Source organism: Chloroflexota bacterium, assembly GCA_040902225.1.
In the GTDB taxonomy this organism is placed as follows: Bacteria; Chloroflexota; Limnocylindria; order QHBO01; family QHBO01; genus CF-167.
The window spans coordinates 708,559-731,376 of the sequence record JBBDXT010000004.1; the positions used below are offsets into that span (position 1 = coordinate 708,559).

Genomic DNA, 22,818 nt, shown 5'->3' on the forward strand with positions numbered 1-22,818 from the left:
GTGGCACAAGCCGAGACCCAGACCCCGACCCAGCGCAACGGCGAGCGCGGACGCGCCGTCGACGCCGCCATCACGCAGATCGAGAAGCAGTTCGGGCGTGGTGCGATCATGCGCCTTGGCGACAAGGGCGCGAAGATGGCGGTGGAGGTCGTGCCGACCGGCTCGATCGCGCTCGACCTGGCACTCGGCGTGGGCGGCGTCCCGCGAGGCAGGATCACGGAGATCTTCGGACCGGAGTCGAGCGGCAAGACAACCCTCTGCTACCACATCGCCGCCAACGCGCAGCGAGCCGGCGGGATCGTGGCTTTCATCGACGCCGAGCACGCGCTTGACCCGAGCTACGCCAAGAATGTCGGGCTCAACGTCGACGAGCTGCTCGTCTCGCAGCCGGATACCGGCGAGCAGGCGCTGGAGATTGCCGAGACGCTGATCCGCAGCAACGGGATTGACGTCGTCATCATCGACTCGGTGGCGGCGCTCGTACCGCGCGCCGAGATCGAGGGTGAGATGGGGGACAGCTTCGTCGGTCTCCAGGCTCGGCTGATGAGCCAGGCGCTGCGCAAGCTGACCGGTGCCATCAATCGCAGCAACACGGCGCTGATCTTCACGAACCAGTTGCGCGAGAAGATCGGCGTCATGTTCGGCAATCCGGAGACAACGCCGGGTGGCCGCGCCCTCAAGTTCTACTGCTCCGTGCGCCTCGACATCCGCCGCATCGAGACCCTCAAGAGCGGGACCGATGCGATCGGCTCCAGGACCCGCGTCAAGGTGGTCAAGAACAAGGTCGCCAGCCCCTTCCGGCTGGCCGAGTTCGACATCATGTACAACGAGGGAATCAGCCGGGAGGGTGGCCTGCTGGACGTCGGCATCGCCGCGGGCATCCTCTCCAGGACGGGGGCGTGGTTCAACTATGGCGAGACTCGCCTCGGCCAGGGGCGCGAGAACTCCCGTGACTTCCTGAAGGCGCACCCCGAGCTTGCCGACCGGGTGGAGTCGGAGATCCGCGGCAAGGTGGCCACGATCGAAGTCGGCGTCGAGGGAATTCCCGAGGCGGAGTAGAGGATCCTCATCACTCCGATGCCCGGACGCCGGCGGCGACGCATTCCCGATGCCGAGCGGCCCGCGCCCGACCCGGAGGCCGCGATGGAGATCGCGGTCCGATTCCTCGGTACGCGACCGCGAACGCGATGGGAGCTCGAGCGACGCCTTCGCCGGGCCACGGCCAGCGATGACGTGATCACCGCCACGCTGGGCCGCCTGGCGGCGATGGGCTACCTGGACGACACCGCCTTTGCGCGCTGGTGGGCCGAGCAGCGCGACCGCCACGCGCCTCGCGGACGACGGATGCTGGAGGCGGAGCTGCGCCAGCACGGGGTCCCCCGAGAGGTGCTCGAAGCGTTGCGCGGCTCCGAGGTGGCCGAGCCGGCCCGTGAAGGCGACGCTCTGCCGAGGAGCGAGGCCGAACGGGCGAAAGTGGCGCTCGATCGGCACCTCAAGGGCCGTCCCATGCCCGTCGATAAGAAGGCTCGCCAGCGGATCGGCGCCTTCCTGATGCGCCGTGGCTTCGACCCGGAGACAGTGCGCGGCGCACTTCGCGCGGCTGCGGCCGAAAGTACCCCCGGCGGTAGTACTGCCGAGCCAGATGGCTTGCGGGACGAAGGTCCCTAAGGTCGCCGCAGGCAACGAGACGCGTTGTCACAGGCGACGGCCTGAAAAGGGCAAACCCATCGCGAGATGGGGGCGCAAAGCCAGGGGTCTCGGTCGACAGCCGAGATGGCCCAGCCGCCAGTAGCCGCGCATCACCCCACGAAAGGGGAATTGATGCAGGCACTCAGCGACGTTGGCGTGGGATCGTCCGGTCGACCTGACCGTGGTGACTATCGCGCCCTTGCTATGTCCTCGGCGGCTGATCGTGGCCTGCTGCAGCGCATCGCGATCCTGTTCGGCGTTTCGTGGGATTTCCACAGGTCACCGCCCACGCCGAGCCCCAGCCTCCTCTCATCCCTGATGCCACGCCGCCTGGCTGTGGCGCTCGGCAGCCTTGCCGTGCTTGCGTCGGCCGTTGCCCCGGCCACCAGCCTCGCCTCCTCCTACGACCCGACCACCGACATCAACTCGATGTTCAACACCACCCAGTACACCGGCGCGCAGGCATGGTGGAACGCGGGCTACACCGGCGCCGGGGTCGACGTGGCGGTCATCGACACGGGCGTGAGCCCGGTTGACGATCTGTCCGCGCCCGGCAAGGTCATCTACGGTCCCGACCTGTCCTTTGAATCCCAGACCGATGCGCTCAGGAATCTCGACACCAACGGCCACGGGACCTTCATGGCCGGCATCATCGCGGGCCGAGGGAGCGGTGCGGTCACGGGCAGCTACGCCGGTGACTCCGCGAACTTCCTGGGCGTTGCTCCGGACGCGCGCATCCTCTCGGTCAAGGTCGGTGTCGCGGACGGCGGAGTAGACGTCTCCCAGGTCATCGCGGCAGTCGACTGGGTCGTCCAGCATCGCACTGACAACGGCATGAACATCCGGGTCCTCAACCTCTCCTACGGGACCGACAGCGTGCAGTCGTACCTGGTCGATCCGCTTGCCTTTGCCGTGGAGCAGGCCTGGAAGGCCGGCATCTTCGTCGTGACGCCCACCGGCAATGCGGGCTACGCGTTCAAGACCGGCACCCTCGCCAATCCGGCCTCCGACCCGAAGATCTTCGCTGTGGGCGCGTCCGACTCGATGGGCACCGCGACCCGGGCGGATGACCTGGTGGCCAGCTTCTCATCGACCGGAAGCAATGGCCGAACGCCCGATGTCACGGCCCCGGGAGCGCACCTTGTCAGCCTTCGGGTTCCCGGCTCGTACATCGACGAGGTCTATGGCTCGACAGGCGTCGTTAGCGACACCCTCTTCCGCGGGAGCGGCACGAGCGAGGCCGCGGCGTTCGTTTCCGGGGCGGCGGCGCTGGCAATCCAGCAACGCCCGACCATCACCCCGAACGCGCTGAAGCGGCTCTTCCAGCTCAACGCACGAAGCCTGAATGGCTTCTCGAGCCTGAAGCAGGGCGCCGGCGAGATCGATCTCTACAGGATGCTGACCGCGCCGACGTACGGTGTGCCGGCTCAGTGGAAGACGATCGACTGGTCGACCGGGATCGGTTCGCTCGAGCTTTCGCGCGGGACCGATCACGTCACCCACGACGGCGTCGTCCTGAGTGGATCGATCGATATCTTCGGGCATCAGTTCGACTCCGCCGCGATGGCCCTCCTCGAGGCGGCTGGCAACAGCTGGAGCGGGGGCGATTGGAACGGCAACAGCTGGTCCGGAAACTCGTGGTCGGGCAACAGCTGGTCCGCAAACAGCTGGAGCGGGAACTCTTGGTCGGGTAACGCCTGGAGCGGGAACTCCTGGAGCGGGAACTCCTGGTCTGGCAATTCGTGGTCGGGCAACAGCTGGTCCGGCAACAGCTGGAGCGGGAACTCCTGGTCCGGCAATTCGTGGTCCGGCAACTCCTGGTCCAGCCACAGCTGGATGGGCGTCTCCTGGCACTGAGCCGCGCAACCTGCCTAGCCGCCACTCAACGAGAAACGACGGCCTCCCCACCAATCCCTCATTCGTCCCAGCGGCACGTGACGATCGGCGCCTCGGCAATCCAGGCAAGCGAAGGTAGGCTCAATCCGATGACCGGCCGAGTGCCCTAGACCATGCGACCGCCAGCGAGGGTGTGGACCCTCGTCGCAGCCATGCTCGGCTCGGCACTCGTGGTGTCGGCCCTCGTGCTGCCCCACCTGTCCGCGCTCGACCCGGCCTGGCAGCTGCCATGGTGGGTGATGGCGCCGGTCTTCTGGGCAGCCGAGGCTCAGGTGATCCACTTCCATTTCCGCCGCGGGGCGCACACCTTCTCCCTCAATGAACTGCCCCTCGTCGTCGGGTTCTTCCTGGCGAACCCGCTCGAGCTGGTGATCGCCCAGGCGATCGGCTCGGCGGCCGCCCTCGCCATCAACCGGCGCCAGCCGCCGGTAAAGCTCGCTTTCAACATCGGGTCCTTTGCCCTCTCATCGGTGGTGGGACTTGTGGTCTTCCGCGCGGTTGGAGCGGGTGGCTTGATCGAACCGATGCGATGGTTTGCCGCCTTCCTCGCAGTCGGCATCTCGAATCTGGTAGGGGTCATCACCGTCGCCTCCGCCATCTCCATCTCGGAGGGCGTCCTTGGGGTTCCGAAGCTGCGCCAGATGATCGCGGTATCGTCGGTGGTGGCCATCACCAACACCAGCATCGCCCTGCTGGCGGTCATCATCATCGTCGCCGACTCGCGGGCGGTCTGGCTTCTGACCCTTCCGGTCGCAACCCTGTTCCTTGGCTATCGCGCCTTCATCGGCGCCAAGCAGCAGCATGAGTCGCTCGAGCTGCTGTACGAATCGACTCGCATCCTGCAGCGCACGCCCGAACTCGATTCGGCACTCGTCCAGCTGCTCTACCACAGCCGCACCATGTTCCGCGCTGAGCAGGCCGAGATCGTCCTTTTCCCATCGTCGCCCGGCGACAGCTACCTGATCACCTCGGTGGCCGAGGGACGGACGTCCGTGATGGCCGAGGCATCCGCGACCGCGTGGAGGCCTGTCCACAAGCACGTCGTGGAACACGGAACGGCATTCCTGCTCAACACGACCTCCATCGAGCTGGACGAGGACCACGAGGTCCGCGACGCGATGATCGCGCCGCTCGGCACCGACGGGGGAGTCATCGGCGCGATGGTGATCGCCAACCGACTCGGGGACGTCAGCACCTTTACCGCTGAGGACCTTCGCCTGTTTGCCACGGTGGCCAACCATGCCGGCACCGCCCTGGAGAACGGGCAGCTCGAGCGCTCGCTGGCCAAGCTCTCCGTCCTGCAGGACGAGCTCAAGCACCAGGCATTCCACGACGGCCTCACCCAGCTCGCCAACCGCGGCCTCTTCGGAGAGAGCGTCAACGAACGCCTGGTTTCGACGCCACGCGGCAAGCGGTCGGTGGTGATGTTCGTCGACCTCGACGACTTCAAGTTCGTCAACGACATGTACGGCCATCCGGCCGGGGACGCCATGCTGGTCCAGGTGGCGGCACGGCTGCAGGCGTGCACGCGCACTTCGGACCTGACTGCCCGCCTGGGCGGCGACGAGTTCGCCATCCTGGTCGACGACGACCCGAGCCTCGCCAATGCGGAGCGGGTCGCCGGACGCATCGCGCAGATCCTCCAGGAGCCGTTCTCGATCGGCGACATCCAGACGCATGTCTCGGCCAGCATCGGCATCGCGGCCGGCAGCAGGGGCGATTCAGCAGAGGACCTGCTGCGGCAGGCGGACGTCGCGATGTACAGCGCGAAGGCCGCGGGGAAGGGCCGCTGGGTCGTCTATAAGCCATCCATGCTCAAGACGGTCCGCTCGCGGCATGACGTCGGCGCGGAGCTCCAGCTCGCCGTCGACCGCGGCGAATTCCAGCTTCGCTACCAGCCGGTCGTATCGCTCGAATCCGGCCGGATCGTCGGTGCTGAGGCACTCGTGCGCTGGAATCACCCCACCCGCGGCGAGGTCGGGCCCGACGAGTTCATCGGCAACGCCGAGGAGAACGCGATGATCGTTCCGATCGGCCGCTGGGTGCTGGCCGAGGCATGCCGCGAGGCGGCCGGGTGGAGCCAGCAGGCGGGTGGTGCGGCGCCGTGGGTCGCAGCCAACCTGTCGGCTCGCCAGCTGCTGCACCCCACCCTGCTCGACGATGTCAGTACCGCGCTCGCGGCGTCTGGCCTTCCACCCTCCAGCCTGATCCTGGAGGTGACCGAGACCGTGCTGCTGCATGACGCGGATGCAGCCATCGAGGTCCTCGGCAAGCTCCGTGCCCGTGGCATCCAGATCGCGCTCGACGACTTCGGAACCGGCTACTCCTCGCTCAGCTACCTCCACCGCTTCCCGATCGACATCCTGAAGATCGCGCAGGGCTTCGTCGATGTCGACGATGCGAAGGACGACCGATGGATCCTGGCCCAGGCGATCATCTCGCTCGGCAAGGCGCTCGGCCTGCGCGTGATCGCCGAGGGAGTCGAGCGACGCGCGCAGGTCCAGCGTCTCCAGAGCGCCGGCTGCGAGTTCGGCCAGGGGTTCTTCTTCGCCCGCCCGCTGCACGGGGACCGGCTCGGCGCGGAATTCGCGCGCGACAACGCCCAGCGCCTGGGCTCCGACCGGATGGCCCGCTCCATCGCCATCGAGAGCACCGCAGCCTGACATCTTGGCGGCACAACCAGACGCCGCATCGCGCTACCCTGCGGTCATGCGCTTCGCACTGATGACGGAGCCCCAGCAGGGGCTGACCTACGACGAGATCCTGGCCCTGGCGCGTGCCGCCGAGGCGGCCGGGCTGCAGGCCTTCTTCCGCTCCGATCACTACGGTTCCTTCGCGGGCCCGGCCGACGGACCGACCACCGATGCCTGGGCCACCCTTGCCGGCCTCGCCCGCGACACCTCCACGATCCGGATCGGGTCACTCGTCTCGCCGGTCACGTTCCGCATTCCCGGCAGCTTCGCCAAGGTGGTCGCCACCGTCGACGAGATGAGTGGCGGGCGCGTCGAGGTGGGGATCGGCGCCGGCTGGAACGAGGAGGAGCACCAGGAGCTCGGGATTCCGTTTCCACCCCTGCGGGAGCGGTATGACCGGCTGGAGGAGTCATTGGCAATCCTGCATGGGCTTTGGACCGAGCCTGATGGCTGGGACTACGACGGCCAGCACTGGCAGGTCCGCAACGCTCGGCTGCGACCCCGGCCCACGTTCTCAGGCCAGCGACACCCGCACCTGATCCTGGGCGGGGATGGCGGTCCTCGCCTGGCTCGCTTGGTTGCCACCTGGGCCGACGAATTCAATCGGCAATCGGCAACTCCCGACCGCCTGCGTGAGGCCTATGCCCGCATCGCGGCGGCCTGCGCCGACCTCGGGCGCGATCCCGAGACGGTTGTCCGCTCGGCGATGGTCGGAGTGCTGGTGGCCGAGACGGCGGGCGACCTCCGGGAGCGTGTGCAACAGCAGATCGCGATGCTCGGCGGCAATGGTGAGGATGCCGAGGCGTGGCTCCGCGAGCGGACGGGGCGTTGGATCATCGGTACGCCTGATGCCGCGCGCCAGACGATCGAGGCGCTTCGAGCCGCGGGAGCGCAGCGGGTCATGCTCCAGGACTTCCTGCCCCGCGACCTCGAGATGGTCGCGCTGCTCGGCCGCATCGCCGCCGGCTGACCCGTCGGAGGTCGGCCGACGCCGCTTGCGCTACACTCGCCACTTCAGTCTCCGAGCCGATGGAAGGCAGGGACTGGCGATCGTGATGAGCATTTGACACGCGCAGCGAGGCGGCGCGAGCGCCCACGGGGGCTCCACAAGTGGAGGAGCCGATGCCTGACAGTACCGTCGTCGTGGCGGCAGCAGCCGCCCTCGTCGTTGGGATCGCAATTGGATACCTGTCGCGTCGCTTCCTGGCAGCAAACAGCGTCAAGCACGCCGAGGGCTATGCCGAGCGGCTGATGGCCGAGGCGCGGGCCAAGCAGAAGGAGATCGTCCTCGAGGGCAAGGACGACGCCCTGAAGGTGCAGCGTGCGGCGGAGGAGGAGGCGCGCGAGAAGCGCACCGACCTGCAACGCCAGGAACGCCTCCTGCTCGATCGTGCCGAAGCCCTGGATCGCAAGGTCGAATCGCTCGAACGACGCGAGGTGGCGTTCGAGGAGCGGCAACGCGACATCGACGCCGAGAAGGCGCGCCTGGCGGAGCTCCAGCAGCAGCAGCTGGTCGAGCTCGAGCGGGTCAGTGGCCTCACCGCCTCAGAGGCGCGCCAGAGCCTCATCCAGCTGATCGTGGACGAGGCGCAGGCAGAGGCGCACCAGCACGTCCGCGAGATCGAGCGCCACGCCGTGGAGGAGGGCGAGGAGCACGCCCGTCGCGTCCTCACTACCGTCATGCAGCGCATCGCGGCCGACCACACCTCGGAGGCAACGGTGACGGTGGTGCCGCTCCCGTCGGAGGAGATGAAAGGTCGCATCATCGGCCGCGAGGGCCGCAACATTCGAGCCCTCGAACAGGCGACCGGGGTCGATCTCATCATCGATGACACACCGGAGGCGGTGGTCCTCTCCGGATTCGACCCCGTCCGTCGCGAGGTGGCCCGCATGGCCCTCACCAAGCTCATCAGCGACGGACGCATCCACCCCGGCCGGATCGAGGAGACGGTGGCCAAGTGCCGCGCCGAGATCGAGGTCGTGATGCGCCAGGCGGGCGAGCAGGCGGCCTACGACGCCGGCGTGCCGGGCCTGCATCCGGAGCTGATCAAGCTGCTCGGCCGACTGAAGTACCGGACCAGCTATGGCCAGAACGTGCTGAACCACTGCGTCGAGACCGCACGCCTCAGCGGTCTGCTGGCCGCCGAGATCGGCGCCAACATTCCCGAGTCCAAGAAGGGTGGACTGCTCCACGACATCGGCAAGGCGATCGACCACGAGGTCGATGGGCCGCACGCCCTGATCGGCGGCGACATTGCGAAGCGCTACGGGGTCAACCCCGTCGTCTGCAACTGCATCGCCGCGCACCACCAGGAGGTCGAGCAGGAATCGACCGAGGCGACGGTGGTGCAGATCGCCGACGCCATCAGCGCGTCTCGGCCGGGGGCCCGCGGCGAGTCCCTCGACAACTACGTGAAGCGGCTCGACGACCTGCAGCAGATCGCACTCGCCTTCCCCGGGGTGGAGCGCTGCTACGCCATCCAGGCCGGCCGTGAGATCAGGATCCTCGTCCGGCCCGAGGAGATGGATGACATGGCATCCAGCCGCCTGGCCCGTGACGTGGTCAAGAAGATCGAGGAACAGCTCCAGTATCCCGGCCAGATCAAGGTGACCGTGATCCGCGAGACGCGCGCGGTCGACTACGCGCGATGACCGACCGCACCGCGCTCCTGCGGTGCATGGTCATCGGCGACATCATCGGCAAGCCGGGGCGGCTGGCGGTCGTCAGCAGCCTCGGTGATCTGCGCAGCGAGCTCGATCTCGACCTGGTCATCGCCAACGGCGAGAACCTGGCGGCCGGCGCCGGCCTGACTCCGAGCCTCGCCGAGGAGCTGTTTGCCAATGGTGTGGACGTCATCACCAGCGGCAATCACATCTGGGACAAGCGCGAGATTTACGACTACCTCGATAGCGGCCGGCCGGTGCTGCGCCCGCTCAACTATCCCGATGACGCACCCGGCAAGGGCTGGCTGCTGCACGTATTGCCCGACGGTGACCGGGTGGCGGTCGTGAACGTCATGGGTCGCGTCTTCATGAATCAGCTCGACTCGCCCTTCGCCGCCATGGACAGCCTGCTCGACGGGGCGGCGGAGCCGCTGCCCCCCCTCCGGATCGTGGATTTCCACTGCGAGATCACCAGCGAAAAGAACGCCATGGGCTGGTACCTCGATGGCCGCGTGACCGCCGTCCTGGGCACCCACACCCACGTGCCCACCGCTGACTCCCGCCTCCTGCCCAAGGGCACCGCCTACATCAGCGACGTCGGCATGACCGGCCCCCGCGACTCGGTGATCGGCTTCTCGCTCGAGACCGTGCTGCCGCGCTTCCTGACCCACCTTCCGACCCGTTTCGCGGTGGCCGATGGGCCGGTGGCGTTCAATGCGGTGGTGATCGAAGCCGAACGGGGGACCGGTCGCGCCACGTCGATCACGCAGCTGCAGCGACTCATCGAGGTCTGATTGGGACCGATTGCGGCCATCGTCGGCCCAACCGGCTCGGGCAAGACGGACCTGTCGCTGGCGCTGGCCGCGCGATTCCCGATCGAGATCCTGGTCGCCGACTCGCGCCAGGTGTACCGCGGAATGGATATCGGGACGGCCAAGCCCGATGCGCAGGCACGGGCCGCGGTCCCGCACCACCTGCTCGACCTGGTGGCGCCCGGAGAACCGTTCAGCGTCGCGGCATGGGCCGGCCAGGCGCGGCGCCTGGTTGCCGAGGTGAGTGCTCGAGGCCGGCTGCCGCTGCTTGTCGGTGGCAGCGGCCTGTACCTGACCGCCCTGCTGGACGGGTACACCTTCGGCGCGGCGCCACGTCGCGAGTACCGCGCCCGGCTGAGTCAGGAGCTGGCCGCGACCGGGATCGGCGTGCTCGCGGACTGGCTGCGGGCGATCGATCCATTGAGCGCGGCGAGGACCGACCTGCGCAACCCCCGCCGTGTGGCGCGGGCCCTCGAACGCGTCGACGCCGCCGTTGACGGGAGCACCATCCCGCCAGCTGCGCGACCGTGGGCAGGGCCGGTCGTGCTGATCGGCGTCAACCGGCCGACCGATGTCCTGAATCGACGCATCGACCAGCGCGCGCGCTGGCTCTTCGAGAATGGCCTCGTCGAGGAGGTGCGTGATCTGATCGAGGCCGGCCACGATGCGCGGCAGGCGCCTCTCACCGGACATGGGTACAGCGAGGCTGCTCACTACCTGGCGGGGGAGTGGTCGCTCGAGGAGGCGGTGGCTGTCACGGCACGCCGCACGCGGCAATATGCCAAGCGGCAACGGACCTGGTTTCGGCGGGATCGCCGCATCGTTTGGCTCGAGGCCGGTGACGCGCCCGGCGACGACCCGGCACTCCTCGCGGAGGCGGAGCGGCTGCTGGAGGGGATACTGCCCTAGCGGCGGGCCTAGGCGGTGGGGGTCGCCAGTCCGATCTTGCGCCGCCAGGCGTCCAGGTCGGCGTCCTCCGCGCCTGCGACGGGGCGGGTCTGGCGGTCGGCGGCTCGCATCAGGCGCATCTCGCCGGCCCAGTCGGGGAGCGGTCCTGGCCGGCTGAACAGGTAGCCCTGCGCGGCGGTGACCCCCAGCTCGGTCAGCTGCGCGACCTGCTCTTCGTGCTCGACCCCCTCGCCGATGACCAGTGCGCCGGTTCGGGTGGCAAAGGCCACGATCGACTCGACCACCGCGCTCGACGGGGCGCTGGTCGAGCTGCGCTGGATCAGGCCCAGATCGACCTTGACGACGTCGAAGTGCAGGTCGCTCAGGAGCCGCAGGCCCGAGTTGCCGGCCCCGAGATCATCGGCCGCCATGCGCATTCCGGCGCTCCGGCAGGTGTCGAGCTTGTGGCGCACGCGCTCGAGGTCAGCGATCGGCTGGTGCTCCGTGAGCTCGATGATCAGCCGATCGGGCGGAAAATCGTAGCGGGCCAGGATATTGAGCATGGCGGGGGCGCTGAACTCAGGCGCCTCGATCGTGCGCGGCGACATGTTGACGCTCAGGAACAGCTCCTTGGGCATCCTCGCGGCGGCCGCCACGATCACCTCCACACAGGCGAGGTCGAGCGGCACCACGTGCCCACTCTCTTCGGCCGCCGCGAAGAGGCTCGCCGGATCTGGGTACGGCGCCGGGGGTACCGGCCGGATGAGACCCTCGTAGCCAAGCGTCCCGCCGGTTACGAGATCGACGATCGGCTGGAAGACGGGCCGCAGCAGGTTCTGCTCGATCACCACCGCAATGGCGGCCGATGTGCTGGCGGCATTGGCCGCGATCTCCGCGGCCGGATCGAAGACGAGCACCTCGGTACGGCCCGCGCGCTTGGCGGCATGGAGGGCGGTGTCGGCCTGCGCGTAGAGCTGGGTGCGGGTCGTTGCCGGGTTGGGCAACGACGAGATGCCTGCCGAGAAGGAGAGGGGCTTGATCTTCGGATCGCGAACGTTGGGCTGCAGGGCAGAGACCAGGAGGCGCCGTGCCACGATGTGGGCGGCCTCGGCATCGGTGTGTGGCAGGAGCAGGGCGAATTCGTCGCCACCGATCCGGAAGGGCCGGTCCACCTTGCGCAGCACCGACCCCACCAGCCTGCCGAACGACGCAAGCTGCTGGTCGCCGACGGCGTGGCCGGCGCTGTCGTTGATCTGCTTGAAGTCGTCGAGGTCGATCAGCACCAGGGCGACTGGGACCTCGTACCGAGTCGCATTCGCGATCTGGCTGTCGAGCTCCTCCTGGAAGGCGCGGTGGTTCCCCAGCCCGGTCAGCGGGTCGCGCAGCGCTTCCGCGACCGCCTCCTGGTAGCGGACCTGCAGGTCGGCGCGGGAGCGGGTGAGGGGTCGAATCAGCATCATCGCCAGCCCAAAGGCCGAGAGGCAGGCCCCGATCCCGACACTGGCGGCGACGCGGACCAGGCTGTTGGGCAGCGTGACGGTGAGCAGGGTCTCAGCGGCGATGCTCGCGGCGGCGCCGGCAGTCAGCGGGATCAGCATCCGCACCGCCATGCTCGCCGTCGACGGGACGCCTGGCTTCGTGCTGCCCTCGGGCTGCACGCTCGCATCGTTCACCGAGTCCTCCTGTGCCGGAAGCGGTGAAGGATGTATCGCAGATCGACCTGCCTTGCGCCGTAGCCAATAAGTACCCTCCTGCCACCATCGGGCCAACGGCCGTCTTCGGGAGCTCGGCTACCATTGGCCTCCGAATGCCGAGACACCACCCCTCCTTCACCGACCTCACTGCACCCGAAGAGCGCGCCTTCCTGATCGGCCTGGACGACCCGGGCGACGGTCGCTGGCCGATCGAGCGCAGCCTGGCCGAGCTCGCTGCCCTGGCCGAGACGGCGGGTGCGGTGGTCGTGGGGAGCGCCTCGCAACGGCGAAAGCATCCCGATCCGAGCTCATACTTCGGCAAGGGTCGAGCCAGGGAGCTCGCCGATGAGAAGGCGGCCACCGGCTTTAACCTGCTGATCGTCGACGACGAGCTGGCACCGAACCAGCAACGCGCCCTCGAGGAGCTGCTGGACTGCAAGGTGCTCGACCGCTCCGCGCTGATCATCGACATCTTTGCGCGGCACGCCACCACCCGCGAGGGCCGGCTCCAGGTCGAGCTGGCCGCGCTCGAGTACCACCTGCCGCGACTGACTCGGCTGTGGACGCACCTGTCTCGTACCGGCGGCGGGATTGGAACCAGGGGACCGGGGGAGAGTCAGCTCGAGACGGACCGACGGCTGATCCGGGACAAGATCCGCAAGGTGCGCACCGAGCTGGAGGACGTGAAGCGGCAGCGGGCCACCGCGGCGCGCCAGCGCGAGCGGTCCGAGGTCGCCACGGTTGCCCTGGTCGGCTACACCAACTCCGGCAAGAGCACCTTGTTGAACCGATTGGCCACGGCGGACCTGTTCGTGGCGGACATGCTGTTTGCAACCCTCGACCCGACCAGCCGTCGCGTGACCCTGCCGTCCGGCCAGCGGATCGTGGTCACCGACACCGTCGGCTTCATCAACAAGCTGCCGCATGACCTGGTCGAGGCATTCCGCGCGACCCTCGAGGAGGTGCTGCGCGCCGATCTGCTGATCGAGGTTGTGGACGCCTCCGATCTGGACTTCGTGGCTCAGCAGGAGGCCGTGCAGGTGGTGCTGGACGAGCTGGGAGCGGGTGAGAAGCCGCGTATCGTCGCCTTCAACAAGATCGACCTGCTGGCGCCCGGCCTTCGCGCCGCCAACATGCCGGCGGGCGACCGCGCCGTCTTCGTGAGCGCGGCAACGGGCGAGGGGATCGAGCCGCTGCTCGAGCGGGTCGGCGGGCTGCTGCGCGACCAGATGGTGGCGGTCGACGCGGTGGTGCCGTGGTCCCGCGGCGAACTGGTCGCCCGTGCCAGGGTGGCCGGTGACGTCGCCGAGCGCATCACCGACGACGGGGTTCGCCTGTCCGGACACCTCCCCGATGCGATCGCGGCGGAGGTGCAGCGCGCCGCGCCCGACGCCCGGCGGGCGGCAGCCAACGGACACCGATCGCGTCGCTGACGCGCCTGATGGTCGCCGTCACCGCCGACGCGATCCGATCCGCTCATCGGCGTATCCCGAGCGCATTTCGCGATTCGCCACAGTTCATCTCCGAGCCGCTGAGCGAGGAGTTCGGCGTCCCGGTCGTGGTCAAGCTGGAGACCGCCAATCCGATCGGGTCGTTCAAGGGACGCGGAACGTGGCTGGCCATGTCTGCGCTGGTGTCGGCCGGGAAGGTGGGGGAGCGTCAAGGCGTGGTGGTCGCGTCGGCTGGGAACTTCGGGCAGGGCGTGGCGTACGCCGGTCGGGCGATGTCCATACCGGTCATCGTCCTTTCAGCGACGAACGCCGTTCCCAGCAAGCTGGCGGCCATGCGACGCCTGGGCGCTGATGTGCGAATGGTGGGGGAGGACTTCGATGCCGCTCGCCTGGCTGCCGCCGATCTCGCGACGGACACGGGCTGGCACCTGTTGATCGATGGCGAGGATCCCTGGATCTCGATCGGGGCGGGCAGCATCGCGCTCGAGCTCACCGACGCGGCAGCGGGCGGCGACCTGCCGGCACTCGATCGGCTCTACGTCCCCGTCGGCAACGGAGCCCTGATCGCAGGGATCGGGACCTGGCTTCGATCGGCTGCACCAGCCACGCGCGTTATCGGCGTGCAGGCTGCGGGGGCACCGGCCATGACGCTGTCATGGCGCGCACGACGCCCGATCGAGACGCCGAGAGCCGACACGATTGCCGATGGGATCGCCGCGCGGGTCCCCGTGCCCGCGGCGCTGCAGCTGATGACGGGGGTGGTCGACGAGATGCTGCTGGTCGACGACGATCAGATCGTGGCGGCGACGCGCGAGATGTCCCTCGCCGTGCCGACCACGGTCGAGCCGGCAGCCGGCGCTGCATGGGCAGGCGTTCGTGCGGCTGAGCCGCCGGCCGGAGCGATCGGCGTGCTTGTCACGGGAGGAAACCTGGCCTCCGGTGGCTCGCCCGATGGCGGGGATGAGCTAGACGCGGTGCCCGAGGGCCGAGGAAGCTGAGCGGACCTCGCGGTCTGGCCGAGCGACAGCCTTCTGAACCAGCGCCTGGATCGCCAGGCCGAATCCCAGGAAGAGCGAGCTGCCGATGACGAGCAGGCCATATCCTGCCGCCAGGTGACCGATGTCACTGCCTGCAGCGGCGCCGCCGAAGGCCATCAGCACGCCGGCGCCGAGGCTACCGGCCATCAGGACCCAGAGCGATGAATGTTTCATGTCCCGCAGACTACGGCCGCATCGCGCTGCGCCGTATCCACCAACCGGCGGAGAATCGTATCCATTCGTCCTATCACTAGACTTCCGCAAAGAAGTGTTATGTGACCTTACCCACGGGAATCGGCTCCGAGGCGTGGAACAAGCGCGCAGACGCCTACCAGATCGCGGAGCCCTTCGTGTTCGGTGGCGATTCGATCGTCAGCGAGGGGCCCTAGGGGCTCTCAGCGGTTCGGCCTGGACCCCAAGGGTAACCGCGGCCGCCAGCACGGCGAGGGCCAGGGCCACCGCATCCGGCGCGGTGAGCGAGGCATCGTTGGCGAAGTACTGCGTGGCGGCTATCGGGACCGCCTTCAGGAGAGGCGGCACCACGATCCAGCCGATCACCAGCACCGTCGGCGCCACGGCGCCCGGCAGGCGCATGGCGCGCACCGCGACCGCGGTCAGCAGCCCGAGGAACGCCGCAAGCAGCAGGATCAGAATCACCGCCGGTTGATCGCGAGCGCCAGATGCCTCGACCAGACGCACGAGGGCCTCCTGCAGGACGGCCACTCCAAGAGCCAGCAGCGCGCCAACGAAGACGGGGCGGGATCCGCTCACCGGTCGGAGAGGCTGCGGGACGGGGTCAGCACGCCACCTTCCAGGGCCGCCTTGAGCCCCTGGGCGATCTGGTACGACTTCCCCGCCCCCATCACCAGCACCGCGTCACCCGGGCTCAGGTGCTGGGCCACGTACGCGGTGGCCGCTGCGACATCACCCCCCGCCATGGTCGACACCGCAGAGGTCCGCTCGATGGCATCGGCCAAGGCCTCGGCGGAGGTGGCGCGCAGCGACGCATCGGTGTCGCGCGAGGCGAAGATGTCGACGATGACGACCTCGTCGGCATCGGTGAATGCATGAGCAAACTCGTCGAGGAAGAGCGCCGTGCGGGAGTACATGTGGGGCTCGAAGACCGCCCACAGCCGCCGATCACCGACCTTCTGGCGCATGGCGGCCAGCGTGGCGCGGACCTCGGTCGGATGGTGCCCGTAGTCGTCATAGACGATCACGCCGGCAGTATCGGCGATCAGCTCCATGCGTCGTCCGGCTCCACGGAATGTCCGGAGCCCCTCGGCCAGCGCATCGAGCGGCGCACCGAGCTCCTGCGCCAACGTCAATGCAGCGGTCGCGTTCAGGACGTTGTGCTCCCCCGCCAGGGGTGAAGCGAACGAGTGTTCGAAAAGCGTGAATGTCGCTCCCCCGCCGGCATAGGCCACGTCACGCGCCTCGATCTCCCCGCCAGGCCCATACCGCACGATCCGGCCTTCCCAGCCTTCGAGGCGCTCCAGGAGCGCCTGGGAGCCGCTGTCCGCGGCGGTCGTGAGCAGCAGACGGCCGCCAAGTCGCTGATCCTCCCCCATCCCGCGCACGAAGCGCTCCATCGAGGCCAGCACCGCTTCACGATCGGCGAAGTAGTCGGGGTGGTCCATCTCGACGTTGGTGACGATCGCGCCGGCCGGGCGGTAGTTGAGGAAGTTGTCGCCGAACTCGTCGGCCTCGACCAGGAACGGCGCTCCCGCGCCAAGCCGGACGCTTGCGCCCCAGGCAGGGATGAAGGCACCGACCTCGACCGTCGGATCCATCCCAGCGACCTCGAGGAGGTGGCCCAGCAGGGCGGTGGTGGTCGACTTTCCGTGCGTGCCGGTGACGGCCAGGCCGATGCGGCCCTCGGCCTGCATCAGCTCCCCCAGCATCGCCTGCCAGGTGACGACCGGGAGGCCCGCGGCTCGCGCCGCGAGCAGCTCGGGCAGATCGGGACTCGCACGGAGGGCGGGCGTGATGACCACCCGCTCGATCCCGGCCAGGTGGGAGGGGTCGTGGCCGATGATGACCGGGATGCCGGCAGCATCAAGGGGGGGTGTATACGGAGAGGGGGTATCGGCGTCGCAGCCGTCGATCCGGGCTCCCGCGTGATGCAGCAGGAGCGCCACCCCCGCTGCCCCTGAGCCGGCGATGCCGATGAGGTGGATCCGTTCGCCGGCGCGCATCAGCCCGCCACCGAGACCTCGTCGAGCGCCAGCTCCAGCGACGCCATGGCGGCGGCGGCCCGGTTGCCATCGCGATCGTGGACGAAGACGTGGTGCTCGACGCGGGCCGGGTGGCCACGCCGGACCACGCCCAGGTAATGCGTTCCCACCGGCTTGCGGTCGCTGCCTCCCTCTGGGCCGGCGATCCCCGTGACGCTGATCCCCACATCGGTATCGAAGCGTTGCGCCGCACCCACCGCCATGGAGGCCGCCACCTCCTCGGAGACCGCCCCGTGTGCCTCGATCAGCTCCCGCGGGACGCCCAGCGCGAGCTCCTTGGCAAGGTTCGAGTAGGAGATCGCGCCACCGGCGTAGTAGTCGCTGGCGCCCGGGGTCATGGTGATGACATGCCCGATCAGGCCGCCGGTCGACGACTCTGCGGTCGCCACGCGCCAATGCCGTGCGCGCAGGGCGTCCCCCAGCTGAGCACCCAGGCGAGCCAGCTCGGCCTCGCTGGGCGGACTCATCGGTAGTTGATGAACTGCAGCGCGACGGCGTAGTCGAGGCCGCGCAGGTGGGTGATCACCCCCTGCAGCTCGTCCTTGCTCTTGCCGGACACGCGCACCGCGTCGCCCTGGATGGCGGGCTTCACCTTCGGAAACTGCTCGCGTACCATCTTTGCGATCTCCTTGGCCTGCTCCGAGGTGAGTCCGCGGTGCAGCCCGATGCGCTGTTTCACGGTGCCGCCCGCAGCCGGCTCGAGCTTGCCCCAGTCGAAGACCTTGAGCGAAAGCCCGCGACGCACCGCCTTGGTCTCGAGCAGATCCTTGACCGAGCCTGCACGGAACTCGTCGTCGGCATGCAGCGTGATCTCGTCCTTGCCGAGCTCCAGCGAGACCTTCGCGCCCTTGAAGTCGTAGCGCGTCGCCACCTCGCGACGCACCTGGTCGAGCGCGTTGACCAGCTCCTGCTGGTCGAAGTCGCTCACCACGTCGAACGAAGAATCGGCCATCTCGCCTCCCTGCTTGTCCCGCTCCCCTATCTTCGTCCCTCTGGCCCGCTTCCGCCCGTCGCTCCCGCTACGGGAGGAGACTGGGCGTTGGGCTTGGCACCACCACCGTAATCGTGCGCCGGACTGCGGCGCTGTCCCGACCGGTCAGCGGGTCGTTGGCGACGAGGGTGATGACATTGACTCCCGGAACGAGGCCGACGCGGACGCTGAACGCGCCCTCGGCATCGGCCGTGGTGCTGGGGTTCTGTCGCAACCCATCGGTGGTGATGGTGGAATTTGGCTCGGTGACCCCGCGGATCGTGTACTCCGTGTCCTCCCACGCCGCAACATCGGCAGCAGGGTCGGAGATGCGCAGGTCGGGAGTGCCGGCGAAGGTGACGAACTCGCCCACCAGGTAGACCACGAAAGCGACGACCAGCAGGGTCAGGATGGCTGCCACCACGGCGCCGGAGCTCACCACCAGCGATCGGCCCTGGCGCGCCGCCATCGGCCGCCGCACGGCCGGCATTGCGGGCCGCTCGACCGCGGTTCCGCTCTCGAGCCGATACAGGTCGATCAGGTACTCGGGGTCGAGGCCCAGGTACAGGCCGTAGTTGCGCAGGAAGCCGCGGGTGTAAATCGGCTCGGGAAGGTCGCGGTAATCGCCGCGCTCGAGGGCCGCCAGGTAGCGGGTCCGGATCTTCGTGTCCCGCTCGACGCGAGCCAGGTCGATGAACCTCGCCTCACGCGCGGTCCGCAGCACGGTGCCGAGCTTGGTGGGTTCCCGATCCGTCACTCCCCGTCCTCGCCGGGACTGACCTCGCCTCCCCATCCATCGGGCGTGACGAGGACCTCGCGAAAGCGACTCCCGTCGGCCGGGCCGACGATGCCACGGTCCTCCATCTGGTCGAGGATCCTGGCTGCGCGGGCGTAGCCGATCCGCAGGCGGCGCTGCAGCAGCGAGGCCGATGCCTTGTCCGAGCGGCGAACGATGTCCACCGCCGCGGTGAGCAGGGCGTCCCCCTCGTCATCCTCCTCGCCGGGGCGCCCGCCGGCCTTGCCATCACGCTTGGGGGCGGTGATCTCGGGACGGTATTGCGGGCCACCCTGCGCGCGCCAGTGTCGGGTGACCGTCTCGATCTCGTGATCGGTGACGAGGACACCCTGCAGGCGGACGGCGCGAGGTGCGTCGATCGGCTGGTACAGCATGTCCCCGCGTCCCAGCAGGTCCTCGGCCCCGACCGTGTCCAGGATGGTGCGCGAGTCCACCCCACTGGTCATCGCGAACGCGATGCGCGACGGGATGTTGGCCTTGATCAGGCCGGTGATGACCTGCACCGATGGACGCTGGGTGGCGACCACGAGGTGAATGCCGGTGGCCCGCGCCAGCTGCGCGATGCGGGTGATGGTGGCCTCCACCTCGTAGGCGCTGACCATCATCAGGTCGGCCAGCTCGTCGATCACGATCACGATGTACGGCATCCGCGGCTCACCCGGACGCAGCGCCTCGTTGTAGCCGGCGATGTTGCGCACGCCGCGCTGCGCGAACTCGTGATACCGGCTCTCCATGGTGCCGACCGTCCACTTCAGGGCGTTGACCGACTTGTCGTTGTCGACGATCACCTCGGTCAGCAGGTGCGGGATCCCCTTGTACTGGGCCAGCTCGACCCGCTTCGGGTCGATCAGGATCAGCTTCACCTCGGTCGGCGACGCGCGCATCAGCAGCGAGCAGATGATCGCGTTGACGCACACGCTCTTGCCCGATCCCGTCGCTCCCGCGATCAGCAGGTGCGGCATGCGCGACAGGTCCGCGCTGAACGGCTGGCCGGCGACATCCTGGCCCAGTGCAAAGGCGAGCCTGCTGCGTCCCGACGCCTCCTCGAAGTTCGGGGAGCTGAGGACCTCCTTGAGCGTGACCAGGTCGAAGGCACTGTTCGGGATCTCGATCCCGACGTACGGCTCGCCCGGGATCGGCGCCTGGATCCGGATGCTGCGGGCCTTGAGATCGAGTGCAAGGTTGTCGGCCAGGCCCTCGATGCGCGAAAGCTTGATCCCCGGCTCCACGTCCAGTGCGTACTGCGTGACGACCGGCCCTTCCTGGATGCGAGCAACCTTGACCCCGATCCCGAAGTGGGCAAGCGTGTCGCGAATGCGCTGGCCCTTGGCGGTCAGGTCGAGCTGGGCGGCGCTGCTGGCCGGGGCGTCGTCCAGGAGGGAAACCTCTGGCAGGTCCCAGGTGCGGATGGTGACCTCGAGCGCGGCATCGGCCACCTCGTGGTGCTCAACCTCCGCCAGGTGCGCGGTCTCCTCGCTCTCCAGCTCGTCGACCGTGATCGGCACGGCCTGGGCCGGCTCGACCTCCCCGATCGGAAATGGCATCTCGCGCGGGCGCGACGCAGGCGCGGCGCTCTCCGGTGGCCGGGCGCGACGCAGGATCAGCGGCTCGTCGTCGGCGTCCACTCCCCCACCCAGGGCGGTCCGGACCCGGTCCAGCAATCCGCGCTGCCCAGGCAAGGCACCGACGGCCGGCTCGAGCCGGGTGCGGGGATCGGCAGCGCCTCGCCGCGCCTCCAGCTCCGCCAGCTCGACTCGCTCGTCGCGCCGCCGCAGCCAGGCCGCCACCAGGTCGCCGATCGTCATGTTGAAATAGAGCAGCAGGCCGACGACCGCCATCAGGCCCAGCACGATCCATGCCCCGGCGGCGCCGATCGCGCCGCTCAGCGCGGCCGACGCGGCGAAGCCGATGGCTCCCCCACCCTCACCGCGGTTCACCCCATCGGCACCGTTGCCGCCCGTCAGGTGGAACATGCCCAGCAGGCCGATGGACAGAATCGCCGCGCCGGTGGCCGCCATCCAGCGCTCGGCCGGCATGGTCTTGAGCCAGAGCATGAAGGCGAAGCCGGCCAGCAGCGCCGGCGCGAATGCGATCCCCCAGCCGAGCAGGAAGGAGAGCGCATCGTGCCAGGGCTTGACGATCAGCCCGGCGTCCGGCGCAAAGAGGGCGATGGTGCTGATCACGGCGGCCACCACGAGCACGAGCGCGAGCACCTCGCGCGCGACCCGCCCGCTGATGGTCACCGTGGTGGAGGCCTTGCGGCGACGCGAGCTGCAGCGCCGCCGCGAGCCGTTCGAGCGTCGCCTCGTCACTGGTCCGTCAGACCTCCATCACGATCGGCAGGATCATCGGCCGTCGCTTGGTGCGCTCGAAGAAGTACCGCGAGAGGGTATCGCGGATCTTCGTCTTCAGATAGCCGACCTCGGCGGCATGGGCGTCCGCAACCGGCTGCAGCAGGGCCTCGGTCAGGTGCTGGCAGGCGGCCGCCATGACCGGATCGTCCGGATCGGAGAGGAAACCGCGCCCGACCAGGTCGGGGCCCGAGACGGCCTGCCCCGTGGCGCGGTCGACAGTGAGGGCGACCATCACCACGCCGTCAGAGGCGAGGGCGCGGCGGTCACGCAGCACGACCCCGTCGACCCCATCGATGGCGGCGATGCCGTCGACCAGGACCGCTCCGGCCGGAACCGAGCCGGCCAGCCGCGCCCGGGTACCGTCGAACTCGACCACCTGGCCGTTCTCCAGTACGAAGATGCCGTCGACCGGAACGCCGGCCCCCTCGGCCAGCAGCCCGTGCTGCACGAGCATCCGGTACTCGCCGTGGACCGGGATGAAGTTCCGCGGCTTCACCAGGCCGAGCATCAGCTTCAGCTCCTCGCGGGAGCCGTGGCCAGATACGTGGCAGTGCACCAGCGGCTCGTAGTGGACCATCGCCCCCTCCTTGAAGAGGTTGTCGATCGTCTTGGCGACCGCCTCCTCGTTGCCGGGGATCGGCGAGGCCGAGATGATGACGGTGTCGCCCGGCTCGATCGTGATGTTCCGATGGTCGCGGTTGCTCATCCGGGTCAGGCCGGACATCGGCTCACCCTGCGAGCCGGTGGTCATGACCACCAGCTTGTCCTTGGGGAGGCGTTGGAGCCCGTCCTTGCCGCTCAGGGTCCCGTCGCGCGGGTCCAGGTAGCCGAGCTCGAGCGCGATCGCGATGTTCTGCTCCATGCTGCGCCCCAGCGCCACCATCTTCCGGCCGCTGGCCCAGGCGGCGTCGAGCACCTGCTGCACGCGACCGATGTTGCTCGCGAAGGTGGCGACGATGACGCGCCCGCTCGCCTCCCGGACGAGCTGGTTGAGCGAGTCACCCACCGTCTTCTCGGAGAGGGTGTAGCCCTCGCGCTCGGCCCGTGTCGAGTCGGAGAGGAGGAACTCGACGCCGTGATTGCCGATCTCGGCGATGAGGCCAAGGTCGGCGCGGCGGCCATCGGGCGGGGTGTGGTCGAACTTGAAGTCGCCGGTATGCACCACCGAGCCGAGCGGGGTCTTGATCGCGAAGCCCATCCCGTCCGGGATCGAATGGTTGACGCGGAATGGCGTGATGGCGAAGGCGCCGATGCGGAACTCGACCGCCGGCTCGACCACCTCCAGCCGGGTCTGGCCCAGCAGCCTGTGCTCCTTCAGTTTGCCGGTCACCAAGCCGGCGGTCAGGCGGCTGGTGTAGATCGGGGTGCCGGGGATCTGCGGCAGGACGTAGGGCAGCCCACCGGTGTGGTCCTCGTGCCCGTGGGTCAGCAGGATGGCTCGGACCCGGTCGCGGTTCTCGCGCAGGTACGTCACGTCCGGGATGACGAGGTCGATCCCGAGCATCTCCGGCTCCGGGAAGGCAAGTCCGCAGTCGACGACCAGGATCTCCCCGGCCGCCTCGATGACGGTGATGTTCTTGCCGACCTCGCCCACCCCGCCGAGCGGAATGATGCGAAGAGTGTCTGGCATGGTGCTC

The 22,818-nt window shown here is 68.7% G+C and carries 19 protein-coding genes and 1 riboswitch; of the genes, 10 read left to right on the plus strand and 9 right to left on the minus strand.

What is annotated here, in order from left to right:
- The 8 genes from recA (at position 1) to miaA (ending at position 10,663) form a co-directional block, all read left to right on the plus strand.
- Positions 1–1,059, plus strand: a complete 1,059-nt coding sequence (gene recA, locus WEB29_05840; GenBank protein ID MEX2136470.1) for a recombinase RecA — start codon at positions 1–3, stop codon at positions 1,057–1,059.
- An 18-nt stretch (positions 1,060–1,077) separates the two neighbouring features.
- Positions 1,078–1,668, plus strand: coding sequence for a regulatory protein RecX (locus WEB29_05845; GenBank protein MEX2136471.1), 591 nt, complete (start codon positions 1,078–1,080; stop codon positions 1,666–1,668).
- A 39-nt stretch (positions 1,669–1,707) separates the two neighbouring features.
- Positions 1,708–1,790, plus strand: a riboswitch (cyclic di-GMP riboswitch).
- Positions 1,791–1,893: 103 nt separating this feature from the next.
- Positions 1,894–3,546, plus strand: coding sequence for a S8 family serine peptidase (locus WEB29_05850; GenBank protein ID MEX2136472.1), 1,653 nt, complete (start codon positions 1,894–1,896; stop codon positions 3,544–3,546).
- A 191-nt stretch (positions 3,547–3,737) separates the two neighbouring features.
- Complete coding sequence (locus tag WEB29_05855; protein MEX2136473.1) at positions 3,738–6,248, plus strand: EAL domain-containing protein; 2,511 nt, start codon at positions 3,738–3,740, stop codon at positions 6,246–6,248.
- A 46-nt stretch (positions 6,249–6,294) separates the two neighbouring features.
- Complete coding sequence (locus WEB29_05860) at positions 6,295–7,248, plus strand: TIGR03560 family F420-dependent LLM class oxidoreductase (GenBank protein MEX2136474.1); 954 nt, start codon at positions 6,295–6,297, stop codon at positions 7,246–7,248.
- A 152-nt stretch (positions 7,249–7,400) separates the two neighbouring features.
- Entirely contained in the window at positions 7,401–8,930 is a 1,530-nt protein-coding gene (rny, locus tag WEB29_05865) for a ribonuclease Y (protein ID MEX2136475.1), read from the plus strand.
- Positions 8,927–9,736: a TIGR00282 family metallophosphoesterase gene (locus tag WEB29_05870; protein MEX2136476.1), complete on the plus strand. Its 810-nt coding sequence runs from the start codon at positions 8,927–8,929 to the stop codon at positions 9,734–9,736. The genes rny and WEB29_05870 overlap by 4 nt, the downstream gene beginning before the upstream one ends.
- The gene (gene miaA / locus WEB29_05875; GenBank protein ID MEX2136477.1) at positions 9,737–10,663 is read left to right on the plus strand and encodes a tRNA (adenosine(37)-N6)-dimethylallyltransferase MiaA; all 927 of its coding nucleotides are present in this window, start codon (positions 9,737–9,739) and stop codon (positions 10,661–10,663) included.
- Between the two features lie 8 nt (positions 10,664–10,671).
- Here the strand turns inward: miaA and WEB29_05880 are convergent, their stop codons facing one another.
- Positions 10,672–12,315 carry a bifunctional diguanylate cyclase/phosphodiesterase gene (locus WEB29_05880; GenBank protein ID MEX2136478.1) on the minus strand — a complete coding sequence of 548 codons (1,644 nt, stop codon included), beginning with the start codon at positions 12,313–12,315 and terminating at the stop codon, positions 10,672–10,674.
- A 134-nt stretch (positions 12,316–12,449) separates the two neighbouring features.
- On the opposite strand from WEB29_05880, the gene hflX reads away from it, so the two are divergent.
- Positions 12,450–13,769, plus strand: a complete 1,320-nt coding sequence (gene hflX / locus WEB29_05885) for a GTPase HflX (protein ID MEX2136479.1) — start codon at positions 12,450–12,452, stop codon at positions 13,767–13,769.
- An 8-nt stretch (positions 13,770–13,777) separates the two neighbouring features.
- Complete coding sequence (locus WEB29_05890) at positions 13,778–14,785, plus strand: pyridoxal-phosphate dependent enzyme (protein MEX2136480.1); 1,008 nt, start codon at positions 13,778–13,780, stop codon at positions 14,783–14,785.
- Here WEB29_05890 and WEB29_05895 read toward each other — a convergent pair.
- From WEB29_05895 to WEB29_05930, 8 genes are all read right to left on the minus strand, one after another.
- A complete protein-coding gene (locus WEB29_05895) occupies positions 14,753–14,998 on the minus strand; it encodes a hypothetical protein (GenBank protein MEX2136481.1) in 246 nt (81 codons plus the stop codon). The genes WEB29_05890 and WEB29_05895 overlap by 33 nt on opposite strands.
- Positions 14,999–15,196: 198 nt before the next feature.
- Positions 15,197–15,595, minus strand: a complete 399-nt coding sequence (locus WEB29_05900; protein MEX2136482.1) for a hypothetical protein — start codon at positions 15,593–15,595, stop codon at positions 15,197–15,199.
- On the minus strand, positions 15,592–17,022 hold the full coding sequence (murC, locus tag WEB29_05905; protein ID MEX2136483.1) for a UDP-N-acetylmuramate--L-alanine ligase: 1,431 nt from the start codon (positions 17,020–17,022) through the stop codon (positions 15,592–15,594). Before murC ends, WEB29_05900 begins: the two co-directional genes overlap by 4 nt.
- Positions 17,022–17,528, minus strand: a complete 507-nt coding sequence (locus WEB29_05910) for a CinA family protein (protein MEX2136484.1) — start codon at positions 17,526–17,528, stop codon at positions 17,022–17,024. The genes murC and WEB29_05910 overlap by 1 nt, the downstream gene beginning before the upstream one ends.
- Positions 17,525–18,013, minus strand: coding sequence for a YajQ family cyclic di-GMP-binding protein (locus WEB29_05915; GenBank protein MEX2136485.1), 489 nt, complete (start codon positions 18,011–18,013; stop codon positions 17,525–17,527). The genes WEB29_05910 and WEB29_05915 overlap by 4 nt, the downstream gene beginning before the upstream one ends.
- 67 nt (positions 18,014–18,080) lie before the next feature.
- Complete coding sequence (locus WEB29_05920) at positions 18,081–18,788, minus strand: helix-turn-helix domain-containing protein (protein MEX2136486.1); 708 nt, start codon at positions 18,786–18,788, stop codon at positions 18,081–18,083.
- Positions 18,785–21,070: a DNA translocase FtsK 4TM domain-containing protein gene (locus WEB29_05925; protein MEX2136487.1), complete on the minus strand. Its 2,286-nt coding sequence runs from the start codon at positions 21,068–21,070 to the stop codon at positions 18,785–18,787. Before WEB29_05925 ends, WEB29_05920 begins: the two co-directional genes overlap by 4 nt.
- Before the next feature lie 76 nt (positions 21,071–21,146).
- Positions 21,147–22,811, minus strand: a complete 1,665-nt coding sequence (locus tag WEB29_05930) for a ribonuclease J (GenBank protein ID MEX2136488.1) — start codon at positions 22,809–22,811, stop codon at positions 21,147–21,149.
- Positions 22,812–22,818: the final 7 nt, after the last annotated feature.